Origin of the sequence: Mesorhizobium sp. Root157 (assembly GCF_001427385.1) — a bacterium.
Taxonomy (GTDB): domain Bacteria; phylum Pseudomonadota; class Alphaproteobacteria; order Rhizobiales; family Rhizobiaceae; genus Mesorhizobium.
In genome coordinates, this window is the sequence record NZ_LMGJ01000038.1 from 99,237 (window position 1) to 122,200 (window position 22,964).

Consider the following 22,964-nt stretch of genomic DNA (forward strand, 5'->3'; position numbering starts at 1 on the left):
GAACCAAGATACCGGCTGCATAGCGCACGTCCCGCGTGTGCCAGAACTGCCATTTGGGGGGTGCGGCGCAGAAATTGCAGAAAAATTCGTCCGCCGGCAGTCGGTTCACAACTGCCTTTTCGACGGGTCAAAGTTGCGCGCCGCGAATGCACACGATGATCGGCAAGAAGAAGGAAAGCCCGAAATCCGCTACGATCAAACGAACATCAATATCAGCCGCACGAGTTCGGCCTGCCGGTTCGTCGCCGTTTTCGAAAAGACCCTCTTGACCCTTTCGCGCGCGGTGTTTTCCGTCACGGACAGAAGATGCGCTGCCTCGGCCAGCGACTTTCCGGATGCGAGATAGCCGCACAAGCGCTGTTCCGAGGGCGTAAGGCCATAAAGTGTTGCGAACTCCTGCGGCACCTCGACCACCTTGTGGATGTCGCGCAGCACCAAAAGCACCTGAGGCGCCGGGGGACAAAGCCGCAGCAGGGCATTATCGATTATCGGCCGCACGATAGCCAAATGGGCGATCCATGCCGTGCGATCGGTGCGGAAGTACAGCGTCGAGTGAGCATCCGGGTTGCCGCCCAACAAATTCCTTACCGCATCGGACATGCGCCTTTGATGGGAAGGATCGCGCATCGTAAACCTTCCACCGACATTCGAGAAGAAAATGCCGGCCTTGAATTCGTCAACCGCTAATTCATTGGCGTCACGCACTTGCAGCTCGCTGGACACAACCAGCGCGGCCTCGTCGAAATGATCGACGAGCGCGCCTTTGGCGGCACTTTGTTCTGCAACCTTCGAACGCATCTGGGCGAGGCGCAGGGTGCGATGGAAATTGCCACTCAGATGCGTATAAAGTGATTCCAATGCAGGACCGTAACTCGCATGCACAGCCGGGTTGTAGTGGATCGAGACATAGATTAATTCATCTGGTCTTGAATGTATTTGCATCCCAGCGCCGGCATCGAATACTTTCTGTGGCCCCATCCAGTCGTTATAGAATTCGCTGTTTTTAAACGTCGACGCAGGAGAAATATCTTCCGTTATCAGAATATTTCCTCTAATGGACATCCAAGTCTCATTCCACGGATTACATCCTGCATAATAATCTTTGTATGAATTATAAAATTCCTCCTCAATATTATATGTCGCCGAATACTGCATCTCTCCTTTTTTGAGATTTGCATTAATAATCGCCACAAACGTCTCGGGGAATGCGGCCCCAATGATCTCGGCGGCGGTATGCCAATCGCCTTCGTCAAAGCATATCCGTTCGATTTGCGCCGAGACATCCTGCACCATGCCAGCAATGTTGCGAGGGAGTTGGTTTCCCATCAGGGATTTCCCTATCCAACCGTTAAAACACGATCACCACCGCAGATTTTGCACCGGATCTATTTGGAAACAGGATAACCGCAACTTTTAATATTCAAAACAGATTATTTTCATACCTTTTATGAAATAATTTCAGCATCAATTGTGCGTCAAAGCTTACCTTGACGCCATCGGCGCGACGGCGGATCGAAATGCGGGCACATCGTCTGCCGTGTTGCACGATGCGGCGCGACCGGACCGTCTTCAATTGCTCAACCAGAGGTTTCAGCGAGACAGCACCCTCGATGCGGGTTCCTGTCATTGTCCGGGGCTCTGATAGCCGCCCTCCTCCAACGCAGCCTGCACCTCGCGCGGCATGTAATTCTCGTCGTGCTTGGCAAGCACCGTCGCCGCCTCGAAGGCTCCGTTGCGCAACTGCCCCTCGGCAACCACGCCTTGCCCCTCACGAAACAAATCGGGCAGGATGCCGTGATAGAAGACAGGCAGCGACTGCGACCCATCCGTAACACGGAACGCAATCCGCAATCCGTCGGAAGAGCGCGTGATCGAGCCCTCCTCGACCATGCCGCCCAGCCTGATCTGCGCGCCCTCGGCGACCACACCGCTGGCGATCTCGGTGGGAGAACGGAAGAAGACGATGTCGTCGCGCAACGCGCTCAGCACAAGTGCCGCGGCGATGCCGAGCGCCAGCCCGCCCACGCCGACAAGCATCAGCCGCCTCGATTTCCTGCTTCTGGCCAAGGTCAGCCGGCCCTCCTTGAAAACGGCAATTGCAGGTCGCGCCACACATCTGCCAGGCCCGCCGCCAGATCGTCGATCATCGCGTCGGTGTGGACGGGCGAAGCCGTGATGCGCAGGCGCTCGCTGCCATAAGGCACCGTCGGATAGTTGATCGGCTGGACATAGATCGAATGGCGCTCGAACAGGAGGTCGCAGACCGCCTTGCACCTTGCCGCGTCGCCCACCATCACCGGAACGATGTGGCTGGGCGAATCCAGAAACGGAATACGTTCCTTGAGCAGGCGGGCGCGAAGCTTTCGCACGTTGTCATGCATCTTCGCGCGCTCGACATCGCTGGAGCGCAGATGCCTGACGCTCTCCAGCGCGCCCATGGCGACAGCCGGCGGCAGCGCGGAGGTGAAGATGAAGCCGTTGGCATGGCTGCGGATCGCATCGATCATCACTGCGGACCCGGCGACATAGCCGCCGACGACGCCGAAGGCCTTGGCAAGCGTGCCCTGAACGAGATCGATCCGGCCGGCAAGACCGTCGCGTTCGGCAACGCCGGCGCCGGTGGGACCGTACATGCCCACGGCATGGACTTCGTCCAGATAGGTCAAGGCGCCGTAGCGCTCGCACAATTCGACGATTTCACGAATGGGCGCGATGTCGCCATCCATGGAATAGACGGATTCGAAGGCCACCACCTTGCAGCGGTTCCTTGGGATGGATCGCAGGATTTCCTCCAGGTGAAGCACATCATTGTGCTGGAAGACGCGCTTTTCCGCACGGCTGGCGCTGATGCCCTGGATCATCGAGGCATGATTGAGCTGGTCCGATACGAGGATGCACTTGGGCAAAAGACGGCCGAGGGCGGCAAGCGTCGAGAGATTGGCAAGGTAGCCGCAGCCGAAGACCAGGGCCGCCTCCTTGCCGTGCAGCGCGGCAAGCTCGCGCTCCAGTTCAACGATGGGCGAGTGGTTGCCGGAAATGTTGCGGGTTCCGCCGGCGCCCGCCCCGTAGCGGTCGACGGCGTCGCGCATGGCGGCGCGCACGCCGGGATGCTGCCCCATGCCCAGATAGTCGTTCGAGCACCAGACGGTGACGGTGCGCTCACCCTCGGCGGTCATGGCAACCGAACGCGGAAATTCGCCGACAACGCGCCGGTGCTCCTGAAAAACCCGGTAACGGCCTTCCTGCTTCAGTTCCATCAGCGACATGTGGAGCAGATCATCGTAATCCGGCCCGACGCCCCATGAAGCGTATGCGGATCGTTCATCGATGACGGGCGTCTCGCCGAGGCGACGTTCCATGTCCTCACTCCTGGTTATGCGGCTGAGCCTGGTCGTGCTGGGGAATGTCGATGCGGGCAAGCAGCGTGCGCACCGCTTCCGCCGCTTGCGGATTGTCGGCAACCAGCGGCTCGAGAACCCGCAATTCCTTGCGGGCGGCATCAAGCTTGCCATTCCTGACCAGGAACAGGCTGTGATACCAGCGCGCTTCGGCGAGATTGGGCTGGAGCGCCAGCAATTCGGACACCATCGTTTCGGCGCGCTTGAGACGGGCCGGGTCGGTCCCCCCCAGCGCTGCATCCACGAAGGCGAGCTTGATCTGGGCATCGCCGGGAAATTTCGCGGCAGCCGTGTCCAGCAGCCGGTCGCCATTGTCCTCGCGCCCCAGCACGCGGTAACTGCGCAACAGCATGGCAACGTCGTCCGGCGAATAGTCGCCGCTTTCGACACGGGCTTCGAGCCGTGCCACCATGGCGCCAATGTCGGGAGCCCCATCCGCGCCGAGAGGCATGCCGGCCGGGGCAGCACCGCTTTCACCGGCATCCGCCACAGGCACTTCATCGCCATGAGGGGACCGGGTCATGTCGATATCGCCCATTGAAGCGAAGCCATGGACGCCATAGGCCGCCGCGACGACAAGCCCGGCGACGAGAGCGACCGTCCACCATCGTTCGCTCCTTGGCGTCGTGGGATAGGCTGGCAGCAGCGCGCCGCGCACTTCACGCAGGCGAGACAAGGCGTGCTCGGCCTCTCCCGCCAACCTCGTGGCTATGGAGGAGTGCTGGGCGGCGTCCACGCGGCCCTCCGCCAGCGCCAGGTCGTTGTCGCGCAATTGCCCCGTCAGCCTGTCCTTTTCCTCTTGCCAGCGCCTGACCGGGCTGGCGTCCTCCAGGCCGGTGCCAAGCGGAAGGTTGGCGCGCCTGCGCAACAGCGGGCTGAGCGTGATCGCCACAGCCGTCACGGTGAGCAGGAAAGCGATCATGGTTGTCGTCATAGCTCCAGCCTCCGAAGGCTTTGCTCGTTGAGAGGTTCATGAGGTTGCGCATCGTGAGCGACGCGGCCTGCCTTGTCGGCACTGCGGCGCACGAGAAGAAGATACGCCGCGCCGGCCATCACAAGCAGGATCGGCGGCACGATCCAGATGATGCCGCCGAAGCCTGAAACCGGCGGCGACAAAAGCACGTAGTCGCCATAGCGGCTGCGGAAATACTCGACGATCTCAGCTTCGGTGCGCCCTTGCGCAAGCTGCTCGCGCAGCATCACGATCATCTCGCGCGCAGTCCCGGACTGGGAATCGAGGATGTTCTCGCTCTGGCAGACGGGGCAGCGCAGCCTGGCGCCGATCTCGCGCACCAGCGTTTCCTGCGGCTGCTCGGTCTGGAACGGAGCCGCAGCCGAAGGCCACGCCATGGCGAGGACAATGAAGGCGGCTGCCGCAATCCGTCTCATCGCAGCGCCCCAATCAGCTTCAGGTTCTGCTCGATCGCTTGCGGCGTCAGCGGCCCGACCTGGCGCGCCTGTACGACGCCCTGTGCATCGACGAAGAAGGTCTCCGGCATGCCGTAGACGCCGAAATCGATACCGAGCCGGCCGCGCTTGTCCTGCCCCGAGGGATAGGGAAAATGGCCCTGGCGGTCGAGGAATTGTGCTGCAGCGACCGGACTGTCGCGATAATTGATTCCAACGATCTCGAACTCATCGAACAGGTCGGCGCGGTCGCCAAGCTGGACGAGAAGCGGATGCTCCTCGCGGCAGGACACGCACCACGACGCCCAGAAGTTGATGACCAGCGGTTTGCCGAGCAGCTTTTCGGAAGCCACCTTCGCCTCGCCCGAAAGAGGCTCAAGCGAGAAATCCGGCATGGTCCGTCCGACGATCATGGAGGGAATGAAGGACGGGTCCTTGGTCAGCCCGATGCCAAGCAGCAGCGGGATTGCGACCACGGCGGCACCCAGCAGCCATTTCCAGCGCGGTATAGCGGGTCTTTGCGAGGCAAGCAGGGTCATTCGGCTGGGACCCCCGTTGCAGTCGCAACCGCTGAAGCGGCTTTGCGTCCAACTTTGCGGCGGCTCGTGCCCGAGAGCGACAGCAGCGAACCGCAGGCCACGACCAGCCACCCGGCCCAGATCCAGCTCACCAGCGGGTTCCAGTAGCCGCGAATGGTGACGCCGCCCTGCTGCGTTTCCTCGCCGATGATCATGTAGAGATCGCCACTGAACGAAGAGCGGATGGCAATCTCGGTCGTGGCCATGGAACGCACCGCGTAGAAGCGCTTTTCCGGCTGCATCTCATAGAGCGGCCTGCCGTCCTGCGATACGCTGAGGATAGCTGCGCGGCCCTGATAGTTGGAGGAACTGGCGTCGGCGACCTCGCGCAAGGTGATGACGCGGCCAGCCAGTTCAAAGCTGTCGCCGGGCTTCATCGAGACGGTGACAGCCGTCTGGAAGAGCCCCGAAGCGATCATGCCGGCACCGATCAGCGCGATACCGAGATGAACGACCAGACCGCCGAAGCGCTGGCGCCCGAAGGAAAGCACGTTGCGGGCCGCACGCAGCCAGGATTCCCCGGTGACCCGACGGCGCGCGTAAATGCCGGTGGCGATGTCGGTCAGCGTGGCGGAAAAGGCGAAGGCGACTGCCGCGATTGCGCTCAACGTCAACAGATCGCGCACGCCGGCAACGAGAGCGACGCCCAATGCAAGCACCGCGCCGACGGACGGCTTGCGCAGCATCGCGGCAAGCCGCCTCGCATCGACCTTGCGCCAGGGAACGGACGGACCGATGCCGAGCAGGAAGACGACCGCCAGCATCAGCGGCACCACGACCTTGTTGAAATAGGGGGCGCCGACGCTGAGCCGCTCGCCCGACACCGCCTCGACAAACAGCGGATAGAGCGTGCCGAGGAACACGGTTGCGGCGGCAACCAGCAAAAGCACGTTGTTGGCGAGGATTGCGCTTTCGCGCGAATACGGGCTCTCGACCAGCGCATCGCCCAGAAGGCGATCGGAGCGGAACAGGATGAGGCCGTAGCCGAACACCATCGTCACCGTCAGGAAGCCGAGCATATAGGCGCCCCGCCCGGGATCGACGGCAAAGGCATGCACGGAGGTGAGCACGCCGGAACGCACCAGGAAGGTGCCGATCAGCGTGAGCAGGAACGTCGTCACCACGAGGAAGACGTTCCAGGTGCGAAACAGGCCGCGCTTGTCCTGCGCCATCATGGAGTGCAGCAGCGCCGTTCCGGTCAGCCACGGCATCAGCGAGGCATTTTCCACCGGGTCCCAGGCCCAGTAACCGCCCCAGCCCAATTCGTAATAGGCCCAGAACCCGCCCATCAGGATGCCGCTGGTCAGCATCGTCCAGGCAAACAGCGTCCAGCGCCGCACGGCACGAACCCATTCGGCACCGGAATGCGTGCGCACCAGCGAGGCGACCGCAAAGGCGAACGGAATGGCGAAGCCGACATAGCCGAGATAGAGCACCGGCGGGTGAAAGACGAGGCCGGGGTCCTGCAGCAGCGGATTGAGGTCCTGTCCATCCGGCAGCGCCGGGCTGATGGTCAGGAACGGGTTGGACAAGAAGACGATGAAGGCGAGGAAGCCGAACTGGACCGCGCCCAGCGTCGCGATGATCCACGGCATGGAAAGCGGATGGTCCTTCCAGTGGACCTTGACCGCGATCGCGGACAACAGGACCAGATAGAACAGCCACAGCATCAGCGAGCCTTCATGCGCGCCCCACATGGCCGTCATGCGGTAGATCATCGGCAGTTGCGAATTGCTGTTTTGCGCCACATAAGCGACGGAGAAGTCCAGCGTTGCGAACGACCAGATCAAGGTTGCACAGCCGAAAGCGACCAGGGCCAGATTGGCAAACAGCGCGTTGCGCGCCGCGCGCAGCCAGGCGGGTGCGGAACGTGCCGCCACAAGCACGGCCGCCGCAATCGCACACAGGCTGAGCACCAGGGCCAGGCTGGTTGCAAGTTGGCCAAGCTTGATGAGGGACTCAACCATCCGCTTCTTCCTTGACGTCCCTTGCCACCACCTGCGCGAGGCGGCCGGTGGCGACCCTGATGCTCTTTTCGGAAAGGGCCGCGTAGCCGAACAGGAGCGTGTCCTTCACGCGCGGATTATCCGGTGTGATGAACGCCCCGCCCGAACCCGGCACGTAGACGCCGACGCCGCGCTCAGCCGCGCGCCGCTCGATCTCGCGCGCATCGCCAAAATGCGGCGGCAAACGAAGCGACAGATGCATGCCGCCCCGCATTCCCTTGAATTCCGCACCCGCGAAAGTCGGCCGCAGCGTTTCGACCAGCACGTCGCGGCGCAGCTTGTAGATGGCGCGGATGCGCCGCAGGTGGCGCATGAAGCCGCCGCTGTTCATGAATTCGGCCATTGCCGACTGCTCCAGCCACGGATTGCCGTTGCTGGTCAGCGATTTCCATTCGCGCAGCGCCCGCGCCAGCGCCGGCGGCGCAACGATAAAGCCAAGCCTGAGGCCCGCCGCCAGCGACTTGGAGAAGGTGCCCAGATAAAGCACCCGCCCGCGGCAATCGAGGCCGCGCAAGGCCGTCAGCGGCGCGCCTTCGTAGCGGAAATCGCCGTCATAATCGTCTTCGATCACGAAGCTGTCGGTTCGGGCCGCCCAATCCAGCAGCGCCAGCCGCCGTTCGAGCGACAGCGTCACGCCGAGCGGATACTGATGAGAAGGCGTCACATAAAGCAGATTCCGCCTGGTTTCGGGAAGGCGGGCAACGTCAATCCCGTCCTGGTCGACCGGAACGGCGACCGGCTTGAAGCCGCAGCTTTCGAACAGGAAGCGCGAGCCCTGATAGCAGGGGTCTTCATGGACGAAATTCTTCGCATAGCCGCTCAGCGTCCGGGCAATGAGGTCCAGCCCGTCCTGCGAGCCGTTGACGACAACGATGTCGTCGGGTTTCGCCGAAACGCCGCGCGCCGGCCCGATATGGTCGGCGATGCCTTGCCTGAGTTCAGGCAGCCCCTGCGGGTCCTGATACTCGGCCAGCCGCGCGCCGCCATAGCGCACCTTCGCGTCGAGGATCCGCCGCCATTCGTTGACCGGAAAGGTCGAGGCGTCCACCCGCCCGATCCAGAAATCATGCTCGAACCTGCCTCGGTTCGGGCTGATCACCGTCTGCGCCCTCACCCGGCAGGAAAGCGGATGGATGTCGCCATTGTTGTCGTTGGCCTGGAGTTCTTCGCCGGCGCTGGCACGCAGCGTGATCGACATGCCATTTTCAGGCAGGCTGGAACTGACGAACGTGCCGACATTGGGACGGCTTTCGATATAGCCCTCGCTCAGCAACTGCTCGTAGGCGAGCATGACGGTGTTGCGCGATACGCCAAGCTGTTCGCTGAGCGCACGCGAAGCCGGTACAGGATCCCCGCTGCGCAGCTTGTTTTCGAGGATCAGTCCCCTGATCTGATCAAATAACTGTCGCTGCAGCGTGCGGGAATCACTCGGATTGATCGTCAGCACGACCTGCATCGCGAGCCCCTCCCTGGTTCCATACATTAGCTGAAATCCGGGCGATGCATGGTACCACAGGCAAATATTTTGCTGAGGCCGGATGAAACCCGTCGGCTTAGCGTTGACCTCGCTCAACCAGCCCGGACGCCATGAATCCGATAAACCCAGTAGCCGCCGTCCTGGAAGACAAGGCTGGCATCCGGCACCTGCCCGATCTGCGCCGAATTAAACGGCAGCAACTGCCCGAGCAGCGAGGACTTGCCGGTGGCATCGGCAAGGTAATAGGCGCGCACCGCGTTCTCGTCGCGCGGAATGACGGCGTAGGCGGCAAAGCCTTCGTCCTTCACCCAGGTCTTCACCAGTTTGGTGACGTCGTGCACGTCGTTGGAACCTGGAAAGTCACGCAGGCCGACCGAAAAGCGGTCGGGTTGCGCGACACCGATGTCGAAGGCATCGCGCACATGCAGGATCAGATAGCTCTCCTGCGCATCGGCCATCACCTGCAAGCGGGCGATGCCGTATTTGTCTTCCGCGCCAAGCGCGTCAAGGAACGAGCCGAACAGTTCGTCCGCTTTCGCGTCCGGCGCCGGCCGCCACCGCTTCTCCGTCTCGGCGATCGCCTGCTTCGAACTCAGCCACGGATCTGGCGAGCGGATCGTTGAACTGTCGTCCGCTCCGGCAAGCGGAAAACGGGCCGGCACCATCGCCGCAAACCTCGTGGACAGCGACGGCATGGCAAAGACGAGGCTATCGGCGGGCAGATGCTTCTTCAGCGCCAGAGCGAGCTTCTGCTCCTCTTCCGGCAATATATCGGAGCGCAGCACAGGTTCGCCAATCTCGCTCTTCCAGCCGACAATGAGATCGGGCTTGCCTTCCCGCGCCAGAACATTGCCGCTGACCAGAAGCTTTCCGGTGGCTGCTGTCTTGAGGCTGACGGACTTCAGCTTCGCGCCGGGAACCAGTTCAACAAGCGCGGCGCTTGCGTCATCCGGCTTCGGCGTCTCCGCCAGTTCGTAGATATAGGGCGTGGGCAGCTTTTCGCCCTGGAAGGCATAGGCCGTCAGCAAGCCGCCCGCTATCAGCATCGCGGCTCCGATCCCGGCCACCAGGCCGGGAACGGTGCGGATTGCGGACAGTCTGGCCATGGCCCGTTCTCCTCTAGTCCCGCCTGCGGCGACGGAAGGCCGGCAGGAGCATGAGACCCAGCCCAAGTCCGGCGAGCGTGACACCGGCGCCACCGGCTGCCGCCCGCTTCATGGGCGTGTCGAGATCCAACCAGCCTTGCTTGCCCCCGGCAGCCTCCAAAGCTTCGACCCGCTGCATCAGCGCAGCCTTCTCACGCAGTTGCGTGTCGGTGTCCCTGATGCGGGCCAGGCTGCGGATCAGTTTCGACCAGCCCTGCGAATAGGTGAAGCCGCCGGGGTTCACATGGGCCAATCCCTTGAAGTGCTGCATGACGTGTTGCTCCCACATCTCGGCGAACTCGTAATCGATCGCGGTCGGGAAGTTGCCGGCAGAGAAGAACAGGCCCGCGAAGGCACCCGCGCTGTCGGCGTCGGGCTTGGGAGGTGCGGGACGGTTGGTGGTCTGGCCGACGAGAAGTTTGTCCTCGTAGAGCTTGTTCATGACGCCACGGGCTTCCTTGACCAGTTCGATGCCCTGCTTGGTGCCGTTGTCCACCATGTCGAGATAGGAGCGGGCAAAGGACGGCGAGTGGCAGTTCGAACAGGTTTGGACCCAGGATTCCTTGCGGTCGGCAAACCATTCATGGTCAAGATTGTCGGCGATCTCCGGCTTGGGCTCGAAGCCCCAGCGCACCTTGCGCACCAGGTTGTGGCCGTATTCGCCATTGTACTCCATGTGGCAGGTCTGGCAGGTCGGGCCGGTCTGGCCGCCTTCGCCGAGCGCTGCCGCCAGCGGCTGCTCCCAATCCCACGAAGCGCCTTGCGTGGCATAGACGACGCCATGCTTGGACAGGCTGAAGGCCTCGAATTCATTGTGGTCGACACCGTTGTGACAGGTCGAGCAGGCTTCCGGCTTGCGCGCTTCGGCAGCCGAGAATTCATGGCGGGTATGGCAAGAATTGCAGGTGTTCTGCATGGTGTGGCAGAGCGAGCAGCCATCGGCCACCTCACGCTGCGCCATGCCGGCCCAGATCGCGGTCTCGACATTGGCCTGCCATGACAGGGCATGCGAAGGCCGGCCTTCCGGCCACTGGTCCTGCGGCCAGGTGATGGTGTCGCGTTCAGATTCACGTTCGGCAAACTGCTGGACGTGGCACTGGCCGCAATTGGCGGCATCCGGCATGTGGAGATCGGCCTTGTGATTGCCGGCCTGCTTGCCGACGCCCATGTGGCAGTCGATGCAGCCGACATCCCCAAGCGTCTGGCCTTGCGGCAGGACGCCCATCGAGTGAAGGTTGGCCTCGACCTGGTCGATCAGTTCCTTCTTGTAGGCGCGCGAATCGTCGGCCGGCAGGTTGCGGATTTCGTTCAGGTCGCCATGGACGCTGTTTTGCCAGGAGTGGACCCAGCCGGGCGTGACGCTGGTGTGGCATTCCACGCATTCGTCGCGCTTTGCCTCGAAGTCCATGTCCGGCGCGACGTAGAGGGTCTTGGGCTCCAGGTACCGGGTGAACGGGGTCGGCTCCCACAGATCCGCGAATGCGCCCTTGCCATGCCCCTGCTTGGGATCGTGATAGCGCTTGACCAGCGCGTCGTAGAGATCCTTGGGGGCCACGTCCTTCGACAGGCCGAGCGCCTTGTAGGTTTCATCGGGAATGTCGGCACGCGCCGGCAGGGAAATAGCGAGAAGGCCTGCGCAAAGCAGTCCGAACATTAGGTGAAGCAGATGGCGAGGCATGGTCGATCCTTGATCCGGCTTTCCGATCACGTCTCAAACTCGCACAACCTCCAAACAAGCGTAGGTCCATCATGGGCAAAAGCCATGGGGCCGGGAATACCAAGCCGTTTCAGGATTTCGCGAGTTGCGCGCCCGCGAGGCACCCGCATGCAAAATGGGGCCGGCGCGATGCCGACCCCATGATTTTACGTCGCATTTTCGCTTAGAGCGTGTCGCGATCTTTCAGATTCGCCGGCGCGCTACCCCAGGGCGACGACGAAGTGCTTGGTCACCGGCTCGACGATCTTCCAGGTGCCCTTGAAATTGGCTTCCACGACAAACGCGTCGCCCGGCCCCACTTCGACCGGTTCGCCGCCGTCCGGCGTGATGATGATGCGACCCGAGATCATGTGCACGAATTCGTAGTCGGTATAGGTGGCGTGGTAGGTGCCGGGGGTCGCCTGCCAGGTTCCCGACAGCACCTTGCCGTTCTCGGTCGTGTGCTGGACGGCGGTCTTCATCGTCGGCTTGCCGTCGACCACCACCCATCCGGGAAGGTCGGCGGCATTGGCGTTCTCCACCTTGCCGAACTTGAGAATGCTCTTGCGTGTCATGATAAGGCTCTCCCATTTTCATAGCCGGGCGAGGACGCCCGCCAGATCGAATAGCCGATAGGTGACGCAAAGGCAAATTCGTTTCCTATAGGTAAACTATAGCTTCGCGTCTTTCAGCACGTCGTTCATGCGCGCCTGCCAGCCCGGCCCAATGGCCATGAACTTGGCGACCACCTCCGGTTCGAGCGAAACCTCCAAGCGCACACGCTCCGGGACGGGCCGGCGAACCGGTTCCGGCGGCGGCTTGCGAAACGCTTCGGGCACCGGCCGGGTCGGGCGTATCCAGCGGCGATGCTCGTGGATGCCATTCAGGACCTCACAGGCCGACAGTGCCTCGGCCTCGCTCAAGCCGGCCAGCATCCTGTCGCCGAACACCGCCGGCGTTTCCTCAACGGAATCCCATACGGCCCAAAGGTCCGTAGGCTCCAACATGAGGCTGAACCGCTTCTCGCGCACCGTTTCCTGCTTCCCAACACTGGTCTGCAGCGAAACTTGGTGATTCTGATCTCCGGAAAATTAATATAAACAGGAGGATAAAAGCTAAATAAGATATTGTTTTTATTAAATTTTTATCGAAACGACCGATTAATGGAAAGGCAGCGGCGGCGGCCTCGAAAAACCTTTAATGCAAGCGCTTTGCGCTAGGTTTCCTGCCGGTTTCCGGCCACATCATGTCCTTCGCCATCAGCCCGCAGACACGGCAGAAAGCTGTGAATGCCTTGCAGGCTTCATCGGTCGAAACGACATCGACGCTGGCGCCGAAGCAAGCGTCGAAGGCCAGTTGGTAGATCGGCCCCTGCCGTCCCACCGGCCAGTTCTGCAGGAAATCCAGCGCCTGCTCGACACTGTAGATTTCCTCGACGGGTTGGCCGACGGACGGCGAAATGCGAACCGGCACCGCGAATTGCAGTTTGTGCATTGCATGCCTCATCGAATTTTGCGCGGAAAACCGGACCGATCCGGCCACGATGCTGAAAACGCGCAGGCCCGTGATGCCGCGCAATTGTGTCACCAATGCGGTTTTGCCCGGTGGCGTAGCCGGATCAAAGCCGTGGTTTTGTGCTCTCGTTCACAGGAAAGGTTGAAGAAGGGCGCAATCGGTGTCACATGATGCAGCAATTGCCGCCGCCTAACCCCTCTAGCCCGAAGCTCATGGTTACCTATCTCGACGCCGACACCGCACCGCTAAGAAACACCGGCCAGATCCGCCTCTATGGCGCGGAAGGATTCGCCGGCATGCGCAAGGCCTGCGACCTGACCGCGCGCTGCCTCGACGAACTGGCGGACAAGGTCCATCCCGGCGTCACCACCAACACCATCGACCGCTTCGTGTTCGAGTTCGGCATGGATCACGGCGCCATTCCGGCCACGCTCAATTATCGCGGCTACACCAAATCGTCGTGCACTTCGATCAACCATGTCGTCTGCCACGGCATTCCCGACGACAAACCGCTGCGCGAAGGCGATATCGTCAACATCGACGTAACCTATATCCTCGACGGCTGGCACGGCGATTCCAGCCGCATGTACCCGGTCGGCCAGATCAAGCGCGCCGCCGAACGCCTGCTCGAAGTCACGCATGAGTGCCTGATGCGCGGCATCGCCGCCATCAAGCCCGGCGCCCGCACGGGCGCCATCGGCGCTGCCATCCAGAGCTATGCCGAGGGCGAGCGCTGCTCGGTCGTGCGCGATTTTTGCGGCCATGGCGTCGGCCAGCTTTTCCACGACGCGCCGAACATCCTGCACTACGGCAATTCGAGCGAAGGCGTCGAAATGCGGCCGGGCATGATCTTCACGGTGGAGCCGATGATCAATCTCGGACGCGCCCATGTGAAGGTGCTGTCCGACGGCTGGACGGCGGTGACGCGCGACCGCTCGCTGTCGGCGCAATACGAGCACACCATCGGCGTCACCGAGACCGGCTGCGAAATCTTCACCCTCTCGCCCAAAGGTCTCGATCGCCCCGGCCTGACGGCATAGTATACTGCGGCGGGCGACTTTTCCGTCCGGCAAGGCTCGTTGCGGGGGCGTATGGGCAAGAAGAGTAGCGACGACGAGGCGCGAGGATTCCTGGCGGAACAGCCGGCGCTCGCCCTTGCCAAAGCCAGGGCCGTTGACGAAAAGCCGCACTATCTCGGGCATCGCGACCGGCTACGCGAGCGTTTCGTCAACTCGGGGCACGCCGCCCTGCCCGACTACGAGTTGCTCGAACTGTTGCTGTTTCGGCTGATCCCGCGCTCGGACACCAAGCCGATCGCCAAGGCCCTGCTTGCCCGCTTCGGCACGCTGGCCGAAGTGCTGGGCGCGCCCGTCAACCTGTTGCAGGAGGTCAAGGGCATCGGCCCCGCGGTGGCGCTCGACCTCAAGGTCATCGCCGCCTCGGCGCAGCGCATGGTATTCAGCGAATTGAAAGGCCGCGAAGTCCTGTCGTCGTGGACGCAGGTGCTCGCCTATTGCAAGGCCGCCATGGCGTTCGAGGAGCGCGAGCAGTTCCGCATCCTGTTCCTCGACAAGAAGAACGCCCTCATCGCCGACGAGGTCCAGCAAACCGGCACGGTCGATCACACGCCGGTCTATCCGCGCGAAGTGGTCAAGCGGGCGCTGGAACTGTCGGCGACCGCCATCGTGCTCGTCCACAACCACCCTTCCGGCGATCCGACGCCGTCGCGGGCGGATATCGACATGACCAAGGAAATCATCGAGAGCGGCAAGCGGCTCGGCATCGCCGTGCACGACCACATCATCATCGGCAAGAAGGGCCACGTGTCGATGAAGGGATTGCTGCTGATCTAGCCACAGCAGGACCATTGGTCCTGAGGCAAGCCACGATCCTTACTCGACGATTTTCCAGTATGAGTCCTTGCGGATCACCTTGCCGTTGCGAAATGTGTAGAAGTCACAGCCGCGCACCTCCAGCTTCGTTCCTTCGCGGGTGGTGCCGGTAAGGGTCCATTTTGAGATGCCGGTATCGGCAGACGAGTCCACAAAATGCTCGTCGTTGCCGTAGTGGACATCAGGCAGGCCTTCAAATCGTGTCGCCAGCGCTTCTCGAACGTTGCGTTTGCCCTCGAAACGAGAGCCCCAAGGATTGCTCCCCCTCGGCATCTCCAGGATGCAATCGTCAGCAAAGAACGTCATGATGCGATCAAGATCGTGCGCGTTGAAAGCCCCACATAGCTCTGTCAGAGTCGATCTGGTGTCCATCGCCTCGTCTCCGTGCAGTCGGATTTGATATTTCTGTGCGCGTCGATGTCCTAAATAGGATCATCGGGGACCGGAGGGGTCAAGGGCGTCGCCCCGGTTGCGGGCACGGGCTGTGGTTCGCGAAGGTCGTTAAAGGTCGACTCCGGCGGCTCGCCCTGGCTGCTTAGGTGACCGCTCCGCGATCCCAGCAACCATCAGTTTCCAGGCGCGGAGCCTATGCGGAGAAATTCAGTTGGTCTTGGCGCTATCCGGTGCCGGCACGTCCGACTTCTGCTTGCAGCCCTTCAGCCACACATCATAGACGGCGTGCTCGACGGCGTTGAGGCCGGGGCTTTCGGCAAACATCCAGCCGGTGAAGATGCGCCTGATCTTGCGGTCGAGCGTGATCTCGTCGACCTCGACGAAGGAATCCGTCTTCGGCGCTTCGGCTTCCGGACGCGAATAGCAGATGCGCGGCGTCACCTGCAGCGCGCCGAACTGCACCGTCTCGTTGATGTAGACGTCGAAAGTGATAATGCGGCCGGTGATCTTGTCCAGCCCGGCGAACTCGGCCACCGGGTTCTTGACCCGTCCGACGCTGTTCTCCTCGGCGGCGAAGGCAACTGCGGACAAGGCAATCGCCGCCACGGCTGCTGCAGCTGCGCCAGTCGAAAGTCGGCTGAAAATCCTCATGCAGAAATACCGAAGGTTGCGCCCGCGATGATTCGCCAAGCTAGCTGCCAATGAAAGTTCGGCAACCAGCTAAATGCCAAATGTGGCAAGAAATGCCGCGGGCGATCGTTTCTCAGGAACCCGGCGTCCAGGCATCGTAGTCGCCCGTCACTTGCGGCCGGTGCCGGGTGCCCAGGATCGAGCCCTTGGGTCGATAGGCGGCTGCGCTGCCGGTCAGGTTCGGCTGGTGCGGCTTTTCCCAATCGCGCGGCTGGTAGTTTTCGTTCGAAGGCGCAACATCGACGCGATGATGGATCCAGCCATTCCAGCCCGGCGGGATCGACGAAGCCTCGGAATAGTTCTTGTAGATCACCCAGCGGCGGGTGCGGCCTTCCGAATCGATGCCGCCCTCATAGTAGACGTTGCCGACATCATCCTCGCCCACCCGCGTGCCGTGTCGCCACGTATGAAAGCGCGTGTTGAGGGTCTGGCTGTTCCACCAGGTAAAAAGCTGCACAAAGAACGTCTTCATCCAAGTCCTCGCGGGGCAACTGCCTACCGTGCAGCTTATGGCGGCACGACCCGGCATTGGCAAGCATTTTGCGTTCACGCACATCACAGCATGCGCCTTGCAAAACACTTTTGGACTTTCTAATGCTCCGCCAGCATCGCGACTGCCCGCCGACAGGGAGGGATAGATTGGTATCTGCCGCATCCGCCGACGCACGAGCCAGCACCGAAGCCATCAGGCAGCGCAAGGGCGGCGATCCGATCGTGTGCCTCACCGCCTATACCTACCCGATTGCCAGCCTGCTCGATCCGCATGTCGATCTGCTTCTGGTCGGCGACAGCGTCGCCATGGTGCTGCACGGCCACGCCACCACGCTTGGCGCCACCATGGACATGATGATCCTGCACGGCCAGGCGGTGATGCGCGGCGCACGCAATGCCTGCGTCGTCGTCGACATGCCGGCCGGCAGCTACGAATCCTCCGCCGCTGAGGCGCTGGCCTCCGCACGGCGCATTTTCGAGGAAACCGGCTGCCATGCGGTCAAACTCGAAGGCGGCACCGAAGTCGCCGACCAGATCGCCGCCATCGTCGAGGCCGGCATTCCGGTGATGGGCCATATTGGCCTGCAGCCTCAGTCGGTGGAAAAGGACGGCGGCTACAAGATCAAGGGCCGCACCGACGAGAGCGTCAGGCAGCTTCTCGCCGACGCCGATGCGGTGGAAAAGGCCGGAGCCTTCTCGGTGGTCATCGAGGGCACGATGGAGCCGGTCGCAGCCGAAATCACGCGCCGCCTGTCGATCCCGACAATCGGCATCGGGGCGAGTGCCGCGTGCGACGGACAGGTTCTGGTCATCGACGACGCCATCGGACTCACCGTCGACCGGGTGCCGAAGTTCGTCAAGGAATATGCCGAACTGCGAAGCGCCGTCTCCACGGCGGCGATGAGCTATGCGGCAGAGGTCAAGGCCCGCGCCTTTCCGGCGCCCGAACACGTCTTCCAGCCCAAGGACAAGACCTGACGATGCCGCATCCCGAAGTCGCTGAAACCGTCGCCGATCTTCGCGCCAAGGTGCGGGCATGGCGGCGTGAGGGCCTGAGCGTCGCCATGGTCCCAACCATGGGTGCCCTGCACGACGGCCATGTCTCGCTGATGAAGATCGCGCTCGAAAAAGCCGAGCGCTGCGTCGTCTCGATCTTCGTCAACCCGACGCAATTCGCCCCGACCGAAGACCTCGATAAATATCCGCGCCAGCTTGCCAGCGATCTCGACCGCCTCGCCGAAGCAGGCGTCCACCTGGCCTTCACGCCCTCCGCTTCGGAAATGTACCCGCAAGACTTCGCCGCCAAGGTGTCCATCGGCGGCCCGTCCGCCGGGCTGGAAACCGATTTCCGGCCGCAGTTCTTCGATGGCGTCGCCACCGTCGTCACCAAGCTTTTCCTGCAAACCGCGCCCGACTGCGCCGTTTTCGGCGAGAAGGACTACCAGCAGCTTTGCGTGGTGCGCCAATTGTGCCGCGACCTCGACATTCCCGTCGACATCATCGGCGCGCCAACGGTGCGCGACGCGCACGGCCTCGCCATGTCGTCGCGCAACGCCTATCTCGACGAGGCCGGGCTGGCCGTGGCGCGGAAATTGAACAGGATTCTGCGCGATGCGGCCACCGCCATTGCCCGGCACGGCGATGCCGATAGCGAAACGGTGAAGGCGCGGCGCGCGCTGCAACAGATCGGCTTCGACGGCGTCGACTATGTCGCGGCCCGCGAAAGCCAGACCCTCAGGGAGTGGCAAGCCGGCCGTTCCGGGCGCCTGCTCGCCGCCGTCTGGCTCGGCAAGACCCGCCTTATCGACAATGTGGAGATACCGGCCTGAAGGCATGTCGCCCGAAAGTCAACCCGGTTTCGGGATCAAGACATGCGTAAAACCAAGGACTTCAAGCCTACTTCAAGCGCTTTTCCAGCGTGACGATGGTGGCGTCGACCCAGCGGGTCGCGGCGCGCCGATGCAGTTCCACGAAGCCGTTGGCCCGATAAAAATCCAGCGCCCGGCTGTTTTTCTCCTCGACTTCCAGCCGCATCAGCCGGCAGCCCCAGAACGAATCTTCCAGTTCGCCAAGCAACAGGCGGCCTATGCCTTTGCCCTGCATGGAAGGACGCACGTCGAGTTCTTCCACCTCGACCACGTCGCTCTCGTTTTCCTTGATCGCCGCATAGGCCATCCCGGCAAGTTCGGTTCCGGTGTCGGCAACGATGAATTCCGAGCGGGGCCGGCGCAAAAGCTGCTTCAGCCAGACGACCGAGTGCCAGCGGCCGGAAATCTCGCGCACGCCCTCCGCGCCGTAGATCGCGTCATAGGTGGCGTGCCAAGTTTCGACCAGCAGCGCCTTGACCGCTTCCAAGTCGCGATCGCTGGCTGTGCGTACGAACATGGCGTTACTCGATGCCGAGCTTGGCCTTCACGAGGTCATTGACCGCCTGCGGATTGGCCTTGCCGCCGGTCGCCTTCATCACCTGACCGACGAACCAGCCGGCCATGGTCGGCTTGGCCCTGGCCTGCTCGACCTTGTCGGGGTTGGCGGCGATCACCTCGTCCACCGCCTTTTCAATCGCGCCGGTGTCGGTGACCTGCTTCATGCCGCGGCTTTCGACCAGTTGGCGCGGATCTCCACCCTCGTTCCAGACGATCTCGAACAGGTCCTTGGCGATCTTGCCGGAAATGGTGCCTTCCTTGATGAGGTCGAGGATGGCGCCAAGCTGATCGGGCGAAACCGGAGTCGATTCAATGTCCTTGGCGGATTTGTTCAACGCGCCCAGCAAGTCGTTGATGACCCAGTTCGCCGCCAGCTTGCCGTCGCGGCCGACCGCCACCTTCTCGAAATAATCGGCAATCGCCTTTTCCGAAACGAGGATCGAGGCGTCGTAGGCCGACAGGCCGAGATTCTCGACCAGACGCGCCTTCTTGTCGTCGGGCAGTTCCGGCAGATGCTCGGCAAGCGCGTCGACATAGGCCTGATCGAACTCGAGCGGCAACAGGTCCGGATCGGGGAAATAGCGGTAGTCGTGCGCTTCTTCCTTGGAGCGCATTGAGCGGGTCTCGCCCTTCACGGCATCGAACAGCCGCGTCTCCTGGTCGATCTTGCCGCCTTCCTCCAGAATGGCGATCTGCCGGCGCGCTTCATAGTCGATGGCCTGGCCGACGAAGCGGATGGAATTGACGTTCTTGATCTCGCAGCGGGTGCCGAACGGCTCTCCCGGCCGGCGCACCGAGACGTTGACGTCGGCGCGCATCGAACCTTCGTCCATGTTGCCGTCGCAGGTGCCGAGATAGCGCACGATGGTGCGCAGCTTGGTCAGGTAGGCCTTGGCTTCGTCGGGCGACCGCATATCCGGCTTGGAGACGATCTCCATCAGCGCCACGCCGGAACGGTTCAGGTCGACATAGGACATGGTCGGATGCTGGTCGTGCATCGACTTGCCGGCGTCCTGTTCCAGATGCAGGCGCTCGACGCCGACCTCGATGTCCTCGAACTCGCCCTTCTTGTCCGGGCCGACCGAGACGATCACCGTGCCTTCGCCGACGATCGGCTGCTTGAACTGCGAAATCTGGTAGCCCTGCGGCAGGTCCGGGTAAAAATAGTTCTTTCGGTCGAACACCGACTTGTGGTTGATCTGAGCCTTCAGTCCGAGCCCGGTGCGGATCGCCTGGCGCACGCACTCCTCATTGATCACCGGCAGCATGCCGGGCATTGCCGCGTCGACCAGCGACACATTGGCGTTGGGAGCCGCGCCGAAGGCGGTCGAAGCGCCGGAAAACAGCTTTGCCTCGGACGTCACTTGCGCATGAACTTCCAGGCCGATGATGACTTCCCAGTCTCCGGTTGCACCGGGGATCATGCGCTTGGCGTCGGGCGTGCGGGTATCGATGATGGTCATGAGGGCCTATCGAGGATATAGATTTCGACCGAAAAATTGAATTTCAAGTCTTAGTTGATTTGCTCTTGGCTAGTGCAAAGCACATGCCGAGACAAGCGCAAACTGCCACAATGGCCTTACCGAACGAGTGCGGAGACCGACCTTGGACAGACCCCTGCCCGCAGATCCCATGCTGCAGATCACAGGCGCCTTCCGCCGCTTCAGCGACGAGTTTGCGCTGGGACCGATCGAGCTGGCCATCGCGCCCGAAGAAATCATCTGCCTTGTCGGGCATTCGGGCTGCGGCAAATCATCTCTTCTGAGGCTCGTTGCCGGTCTCGACAGGCCCGAACGCGGCTCGATCCTTCTGAATGGCGTCGAACTTGCCGGGCCGCACACCTTCGTCGAGCCGGAAGAGCGCAAGATCGGCTTCGTCTTCCAGGACTATGCCTTGTTTCCACACCTCACCGTGGAGGACAACATCCTGTTCGGGTTGCGCCGCCTGCCCCGTCCGGAAGCGCTGAAGCGGGTCGCCGGCATGCTCGACCTCACAGGCCTTTCGGCGCTTGGCAAACGCTATCCGCACATGCTTTCCGGCGGAGAACAGCAACGCGTGGCGCTGGCTCGCGCCCTTGCGCCAAAACCCGCGGTGCTTCTCATGGACGAACCCTTCTCCAACCTCGACCGCGACCTGCGCGACCGCATCCGCCAGGACACGATCGACCTTTTGCGCAAGACCGGCACCACCGCCATCATCGTCACCCACGACCCCGAAGAGGCGCTTTCGAGCGGCGACCGGGTGGTGCTGATGAACAGCGGGCTGATCGTGCAGGCCGGAACCGGCCGGGATCTCCACGACAGGCCCGTGGACCGCTATGCGGCCGAGTTCTTCTGCTCCTTCAACAAGGTTCCCGCCACCTATCGCAACGGGAGCCTCGAAACCGCCTTCGGATCGTTCCCCTGCCGGCTGGACATTGCCGACGGCAGTCCTGCCGTCGCCTTCATCCGCCCGCAGGCGATCACCCCCTCGCATGCCAAGGACGCCATTGCCGGCAGGATCGTTCGCCGCAGCTTTCGCGGCGAGATCGAACAGATCGAACTGGAGATCGAGGGAGCAGACACCGCATTGGTCATGCGAACCACCCAGGCAAATTTTGCCGATGGCGATCGCATCCGCGTCGCAATCGACCCGGCACGGGTTCTGGCATTCGCCGTGTGAAGGCGCTCAGGGGATGTTGAGAGCGCCCGTCAGCCGCAAAATTAAACTTGACTAACTTACTCATAAATGTTGCTGCATCCTGGCATTCAAACAGGAGAGGTTTTTCGATGCGCAACGCCACGATCGCAAAGACGTTGTTCACCGCGCTTTCATTTGTCACGGCCGCCAGCGCGGCGTCGGCAGCGGAAGTCAGCATTTACACCACCCGTGAGCCAGGCCTCATCCAGCCGCTGCTGGATTCCTTCAAGGCATCCACCGGCATCACCGTGAATACCGTATTTCTCAAGGACGGGCTTGCCGAGCGCGTCGCTTCGGAAGGCGAAAGCTCGCCGGCCGATATCCTGATGACCGTCGATGCCGGCAATCTTGTCGACCTCGTCGAAAAGGGCGTCACCCAGCCAGCGGAATCCGCGGCGCTCAACGAAGCGGTGCCGGAGCAGCTGCGCGACGCCAATGGCCACTGGTACGCGCTTTCCATGCGGGCCCGCGTTCTCTATGCGGCCAAGGATCTCGACCTGACCGCCTTCAACTACGAGGACCTGTCCGATCCCAAGTGGAAGGGCAAGCTGTGCATCCGCTCGGGCCAGCATCCCTACAACACCGCCCTTTTTGCCGATCACGCCGCGCATTACGGCGCGGAGGAAACCGGGAAGTGGCTCGCCGGCGTCAAGGACAATCTCGCCCGCAAGGCGGCAGGCGGCGACCGTGAAGGCGCCAAGGACATCCTCGGCGGCATCTGCGACATCGCCATTGCCAACTCCTACTATGTCGGCCTGATGCGGTCGGGCAAAGGCGGCGACGAGCAGAAGCAGTGGGGCGATGCCATCAAGGTCATCTTGCCGACCTTCAAGGACGACGGCACCCATGTGAACATTTCGGGCGCAGCCCTTGCCAAGCACGCTCCGAACAAGGCCGAAGCCGTCCAGTTGCTGGAGTACCTGGTTTCCGCCGAAGCGCAGAAGATCTACGCCGAAGCCAACTTCGAGTACCCGGTCCGCGCCGGTGTAGCCGCCGACCCGATCATCGCCGAATTCGGTGAACTGAAGATCGATTCCAAGCCGCTCACCGAGATCGTCAGCCATCGCAAGACGGTCAGCGAACTGGTCGACAAGGCCGGCTTCGACAACTGATCCAAGAGATGAAGGGAGCGCCGCAAGGCGCTCCTTTTCTCCAGCTATGACATTGGCG

At 62.2% G+C, this 22,964-nt stretch carries 25 protein-coding genes; 6 read left to right on the forward strand and 19 right to left on the reverse strand.

Annotation, left to right across the window (positions count from 1 at the left end):
- Positions 1-195 precede the first annotated feature (195 nt).
- From ASD64_RS19625 to ASD64_RS19685, 14 genes are all read right to left on the reverse strand, one after another.
- Positions 196-1,326: a helix-turn-helix transcriptional regulator gene (locus ASD64_RS19625; RefSeq protein ID WP_056108789.1), complete on the reverse strand. Its 1,131-nt coding sequence runs from the start codon at positions 1,324-1,326 to the stop codon at positions 196-198.
- Positions 1,327-1,420: 94 nt separating this feature from the next.
- Entirely contained in the window at positions 1,421-1,627 is a 207-nt protein-coding gene (locus tag ASD64_RS21185; protein WP_156460239.1) for a hypothetical protein, read from the reverse strand.
- Complete coding sequence (ccmE, locus tag ASD64_RS19630) at positions 1,624-2,037, reverse strand: cytochrome c maturation protein CcmE (protein ID WP_056108792.1); 414 nt, start codon at positions 2,035-2,037, stop codon at positions 1,624-1,626. The genes ASD64_RS21185 and ccmE overlap by 4 nt, the downstream gene beginning before the upstream one ends.
- A gap of 32 nt (positions 2,038-2,069) precedes the next feature.
- A complete protein-coding gene (gene hemA, locus ASD64_RS19635; protein WP_056108794.1) occupies positions 2,070-3,359 on the reverse strand; it encodes a 5-aminolevulinate synthase in 1,290 nt (429 codons plus the stop codon).
- A 4-nt stretch (positions 3,360-3,363) separates the two neighbouring features.
- The gene (locus ASD64_RS19640) at positions 3,364-4,332 is read right to left on the reverse strand and encodes a hypothetical protein (RefSeq protein WP_056108797.1); all 969 of its coding nucleotides are present in this window, start codon (positions 4,330-4,332) and stop codon (positions 3,364-3,366) included.
- Complete coding sequence (locus ASD64_RS19645) at positions 4,329-4,787, reverse strand: cytochrome c-type biogenesis protein CcmH (RefSeq protein WP_056108800.1); 459 nt, start codon at positions 4,785-4,787, stop codon at positions 4,329-4,331. The genes ASD64_RS19640 and ASD64_RS19645 overlap by 4 nt, the downstream gene beginning before the upstream one ends.
- Positions 4,784-5,344, reverse strand: a complete 561-nt coding sequence (locus ASD64_RS19650) for a DsbE family thiol:disulfide interchange protein (protein ID WP_056108803.1) — start codon at positions 5,342-5,344, stop codon at positions 4,784-4,786. Before ASD64_RS19650 ends, ASD64_RS19645 begins: the two co-directional genes overlap by 4 nt.
- Positions 5,341-7,350, reverse strand: coding sequence for a heme lyase CcmF/NrfE family subunit (locus ASD64_RS19655; protein WP_056108805.1), 2,010 nt, complete (start codon positions 7,348-7,350; stop codon positions 5,341-5,343). Before ASD64_RS19655 ends, ASD64_RS19650 begins: the two co-directional genes overlap by 4 nt.
- Entirely contained in the window at positions 7,343-8,872 is a 1,530-nt protein-coding gene (locus tag ASD64_RS19660; RefSeq protein WP_200957854.1) for a PLP-dependent aminotransferase family protein, read from the reverse strand. The genes ASD64_RS19655 and ASD64_RS19660 overlap by 8 nt, the downstream gene beginning before the upstream one ends.
- A gap of 86 nt (positions 8,873-8,958) precedes the next feature.
- Positions 8,959-9,972 (reverse strand): hydroxylamine oxidation protein HaoB, encoded by a 1,014-nt coding sequence (gene haoB, locus ASD64_RS19665; protein WP_056108812.1) that lies wholly within the window; start codon positions 9,970-9,972, stop codon positions 8,959-8,961.
- 13 nt (positions 9,973-9,985) lie between these two features.
- Entirely contained in the window at positions 9,986-11,689 is a 1,704-nt protein-coding gene (locus ASD64_RS19670) for a multiheme c-type cytochrome (protein WP_056109178.1), read from the reverse strand.
- 239 nt (positions 11,690-11,928) lie between these two features.
- Positions 11,929-12,282 (reverse strand): cupin domain-containing protein, encoded by a 354-nt coding sequence (locus ASD64_RS19675; RefSeq protein ID WP_056108820.1) that lies wholly within the window; start codon positions 12,280-12,282, stop codon positions 11,929-11,931.
- Positions 12,283-12,378: 96 nt separating this feature from the next.
- On the reverse strand, positions 12,379-12,714 hold the full coding sequence (locus ASD64_RS19680) for a BrnA antitoxin family protein (protein WP_200957855.1): 336 nt from the start codon (positions 12,712-12,714) through the stop codon (positions 12,379-12,381).
- Between the two features lie 190 nt (positions 12,715-12,904).
- A complete protein-coding gene (locus ASD64_RS19685; protein ID WP_413813622.1) occupies positions 12,905-13,168 on the reverse strand; it encodes a DUF982 domain-containing protein in 264 nt (87 codons plus the stop codon).
- A 266-nt stretch (positions 13,169-13,434) separates the two neighbouring features.
- On the opposite strand from ASD64_RS19685, the gene map reads away from it, so the two are divergent.
- A complete protein-coding gene (gene map, locus ASD64_RS19690) occupies positions 13,435-14,262 on the forward strand; it encodes a type I methionyl aminopeptidase (protein WP_056108826.1) in 828 nt (275 codons plus the stop codon).
- A gap of 51 nt (positions 14,263-14,313) precedes the next feature.
- Entirely contained in the window at positions 14,314-15,075 is a 762-nt protein-coding gene (radC, locus tag ASD64_RS19695) for a RadC family protein (RefSeq protein ID WP_056108829.1), read from the forward strand.
- A gap of 39 nt (positions 15,076-15,114) precedes the next feature.
- Here radC and ASD64_RS19700 read toward each other — a convergent pair whose 3' ends face one another.
- From ASD64_RS19700 to ASD64_RS19710, 3 genes are all read right to left on the reverse strand, one after another.
- On the reverse strand, positions 15,115-15,486 hold the full coding sequence (locus ASD64_RS19700) for a nuclear transport factor 2 family protein (protein ID WP_056108834.1): 372 nt from the start codon (positions 15,484-15,486) through the stop codon (positions 15,115-15,117).
- A 228-nt stretch (positions 15,487-15,714) separates the two neighbouring features.
- Positions 15,715-16,158 carry a DUF2155 domain-containing protein gene (locus tag ASD64_RS19705; protein ID WP_056108837.1) on the reverse strand — a complete coding sequence of 148 codons (444 nt, stop codon included), beginning with the start codon at positions 16,156-16,158 and terminating at the stop codon, positions 15,715-15,717.
- A 112-nt stretch (positions 16,159-16,270) separates the two neighbouring features.
- Positions 16,271-16,669 carry an NADH:ubiquinone oxidoreductase subunit NDUFA12 gene (locus ASD64_RS19710; RefSeq protein ID WP_056108840.1) on the reverse strand — a complete coding sequence of 133 codons (399 nt, stop codon included), beginning with the start codon at positions 16,667-16,669 and terminating at the stop codon, positions 16,271-16,273.
- 167 nt (positions 16,670-16,836) lie between these two features.
- Here ASD64_RS19710 and panB point away from each other — a divergent pair, with 167 nt between their 5' ends.
- Entirely contained in the window at positions 16,837-17,667 is an 831-nt protein-coding gene (panB, locus tag ASD64_RS19715; RefSeq protein ID WP_056108844.1) for a 3-methyl-2-oxobutanoate hydroxymethyltransferase, read from the forward strand.
- Positions 17,668-17,669: 2 nt separating this feature from the next.
- Positions 17,670-18,518, forward strand: a complete 849-nt coding sequence (gene panC, locus ASD64_RS19720; protein ID WP_056108848.1) for a pantoate--beta-alanine ligase — start codon at positions 17,670-17,672, stop codon at positions 18,516-18,518.
- Positions 18,519-18,585: 67 nt separating this feature from the next.
- Here panC and ASD64_RS19725 read toward each other — a convergent pair whose 3' ends face one another.
- Positions 18,586-19,074 (reverse strand): GNAT family N-acetyltransferase, encoded by a 489-nt coding sequence (locus tag ASD64_RS19725; protein ID WP_056108850.1) that lies wholly within the window; start codon positions 19,072-19,074, stop codon positions 18,586-18,588.
- Between the two features lie 4 nt (positions 19,075-19,078).
- Positions 19,079-20,578, reverse strand: a complete 1,500-nt coding sequence (gatB, locus tag ASD64_RS19730; protein WP_056108853.1) for an Asp-tRNA(Asn)/Glu-tRNA(Gln) amidotransferase subunit GatB — start codon at positions 20,576-20,578, stop codon at positions 19,079-19,081.
- A gap of 154 nt (positions 20,579-20,732) precedes the next feature.
- Between gatB and ASD64_RS19735 the strand changes: the two genes are divergently transcribed.
- Positions 20,733-21,776, forward strand: a complete 1,044-nt coding sequence (locus tag ASD64_RS19735; protein ID WP_413813623.1) for an ABC transporter ATP-binding protein — start codon at positions 20,733-20,735, stop codon at positions 21,774-21,776.
- Between the two features lie 107 nt (positions 21,777-21,883).
- Positions 21,884-22,906: an extracellular solute-binding protein gene (locus tag ASD64_RS19740; RefSeq protein WP_056108858.1), complete on the forward strand. Its 1,023-nt coding sequence runs from the start codon at positions 21,884-21,886 to the stop codon at positions 22,904-22,906.
- Positions 22,907-22,964: the final 58 nt, after the last annotated feature.

What these genes read in the sequence shown, in the direction of transcription:
- ASD64_RS19675 (WP_056108820.1), bottom strand. Translation starts at nt 12,282, where the DNA reads ATGACACGCAAGAGCATTCTCAAGTTCGGCAAGGTGGAGAACGCCAAT.
- ASD64_RS19645 (WP_056108800.1), bottom strand. Translation starts at nt 4,787, where the DNA reads ATGAGACGGATTGCGGCAGCCGCCTTCATTGTCCTCGCCATGGCGTGG.
- ASD64_RS19705 (WP_056108837.1), bottom strand. Translation starts at nt 16,158, where the DNA reads ATGAGGATTTTCAGCCGACTTTCGACTGGCGCAGCTGCAGCAGCCGTG.
- ASD64_RS19660 (WP_200957854.1), bottom strand. Translation starts at nt 8,872, where the DNA reads ATGTATGGAACCAGGGAGGGGCTCGCGATGCAGGTCGTGCTGACGATC.
- ASD64_RS19680 (WP_200957855.1), bottom strand. Translation starts at nt 12,714, where the DNA reads ATGTTGGAGCCTACGGACCTTTGGGCCGTATGGGATTCCGTTGAGGAA.
- ASD64_RS19650 (WP_056108803.1), bottom strand. Translation starts at nt 5,344, where the DNA reads ATGACCCTGCTTGCCTCGCAAAGACCCGCTATACCGCGCTGGAAATGG.
- radC (WP_056108829.1), top strand. Translation starts at nt 14,314, where the DNA reads ATGGGCAAGAAGAGTAGCGACGACGAGGCGCGAGGATTCCTGGCGGAA.
- ASD64_RS19625 (WP_056108789.1), bottom strand. Translation starts at nt 1,326, where the DNA reads ATGGGAAACCAACTCCCTCGCAACATTGCTGGCATGGTGCAGGATGTC.
- ASD64_RS21185 (WP_156460239.1), bottom strand. Translation starts at nt 1,627, where the DNA reads ATGACAGGAACCCGCATCGAGGGTGCTGTCTCGCTGAAACCTCTGGTT.
- ASD64_RS19700 (WP_056108834.1), bottom strand. Translation starts at nt 15,486, where the DNA reads ATGGACACCAGATCGACTCTGACAGAGCTATGTGGGGCTTTCAACGCG.
- ccmE (WP_056108792.1), bottom strand. Translation starts at nt 2,037, where the DNA reads ATGCTTGTCGGCGTGGGCGGGCTGGCGCTCGGCATCGCCGCGGCACTT.
- gatB (WP_056108853.1), bottom strand. Translation starts at nt 20,578, where the DNA reads ATGACCATCATCGATACCCGCACGCCCGACGCCAAGCGCATGATCCCC.
- ASD64_RS19740 (WP_056108858.1), top strand. Translation starts at nt 21,884, where the DNA reads ATGCGCAACGCCACGATCGCAAAGACGTTGTTCACCGCGCTTTCATTT.
- ASD64_RS19710 (WP_056108840.1), bottom strand. Translation starts at nt 16,669, where the DNA reads ATGAAGACGTTCTTTGTGCAGCTTTTTACCTGGTGGAACAGCCAGACC.
- ASD64_RS19670 (WP_056109178.1), bottom strand. Translation starts at nt 11,689, where the DNA reads ATGCCTCGCCATCTGCTTCACCTAATGTTCGGACTGCTTTGCGCAGGC.
- hemA (WP_056108794.1), bottom strand. Translation starts at nt 3,359, where the DNA reads ATGGAACGTCGCCTCGGCGAGACGCCCGTCATCGATGAACGATCCGCA.
- map (WP_056108826.1), top strand. Translation starts at nt 13,435, where the DNA reads ATGGTTACCTATCTCGACGCCGACACCGCACCGCTAAGAAACACCGGC.
- ASD64_RS19725 (WP_056108850.1), bottom strand. Translation starts at nt 19,074, where the DNA reads ATGTTCGTACGCACAGCCAGCGATCGCGACTTGGAAGCGGTCAAGGCG.
- ASD64_RS19640 (WP_056108797.1), bottom strand. Translation starts at nt 4,332, where the DNA reads ATGACGACAACCATGATCGCTTTCCTGCTCACCGTGACGGCTGTGGCG.
- panC (WP_056108848.1), top strand. Translation starts at nt 17,670, where the DNA reads ATGCCGCATCCCGAAGTCGCTGAAACCGTCGCCGATCTTCGCGCCAAG.
- ASD64_RS19655 (WP_056108805.1), bottom strand. Translation starts at nt 7,350, where the DNA reads ATGGTTGAGTCCCTCATCAAGCTTGGCCAACTTGCAACCAGCCTGGCC.
- haoB (WP_056108812.1), bottom strand. Translation starts at nt 9,972, where the DNA reads ATGGCCAGACTGTCCGCAATCCGCACCGTTCCCGGCCTGGTGGCCGGG.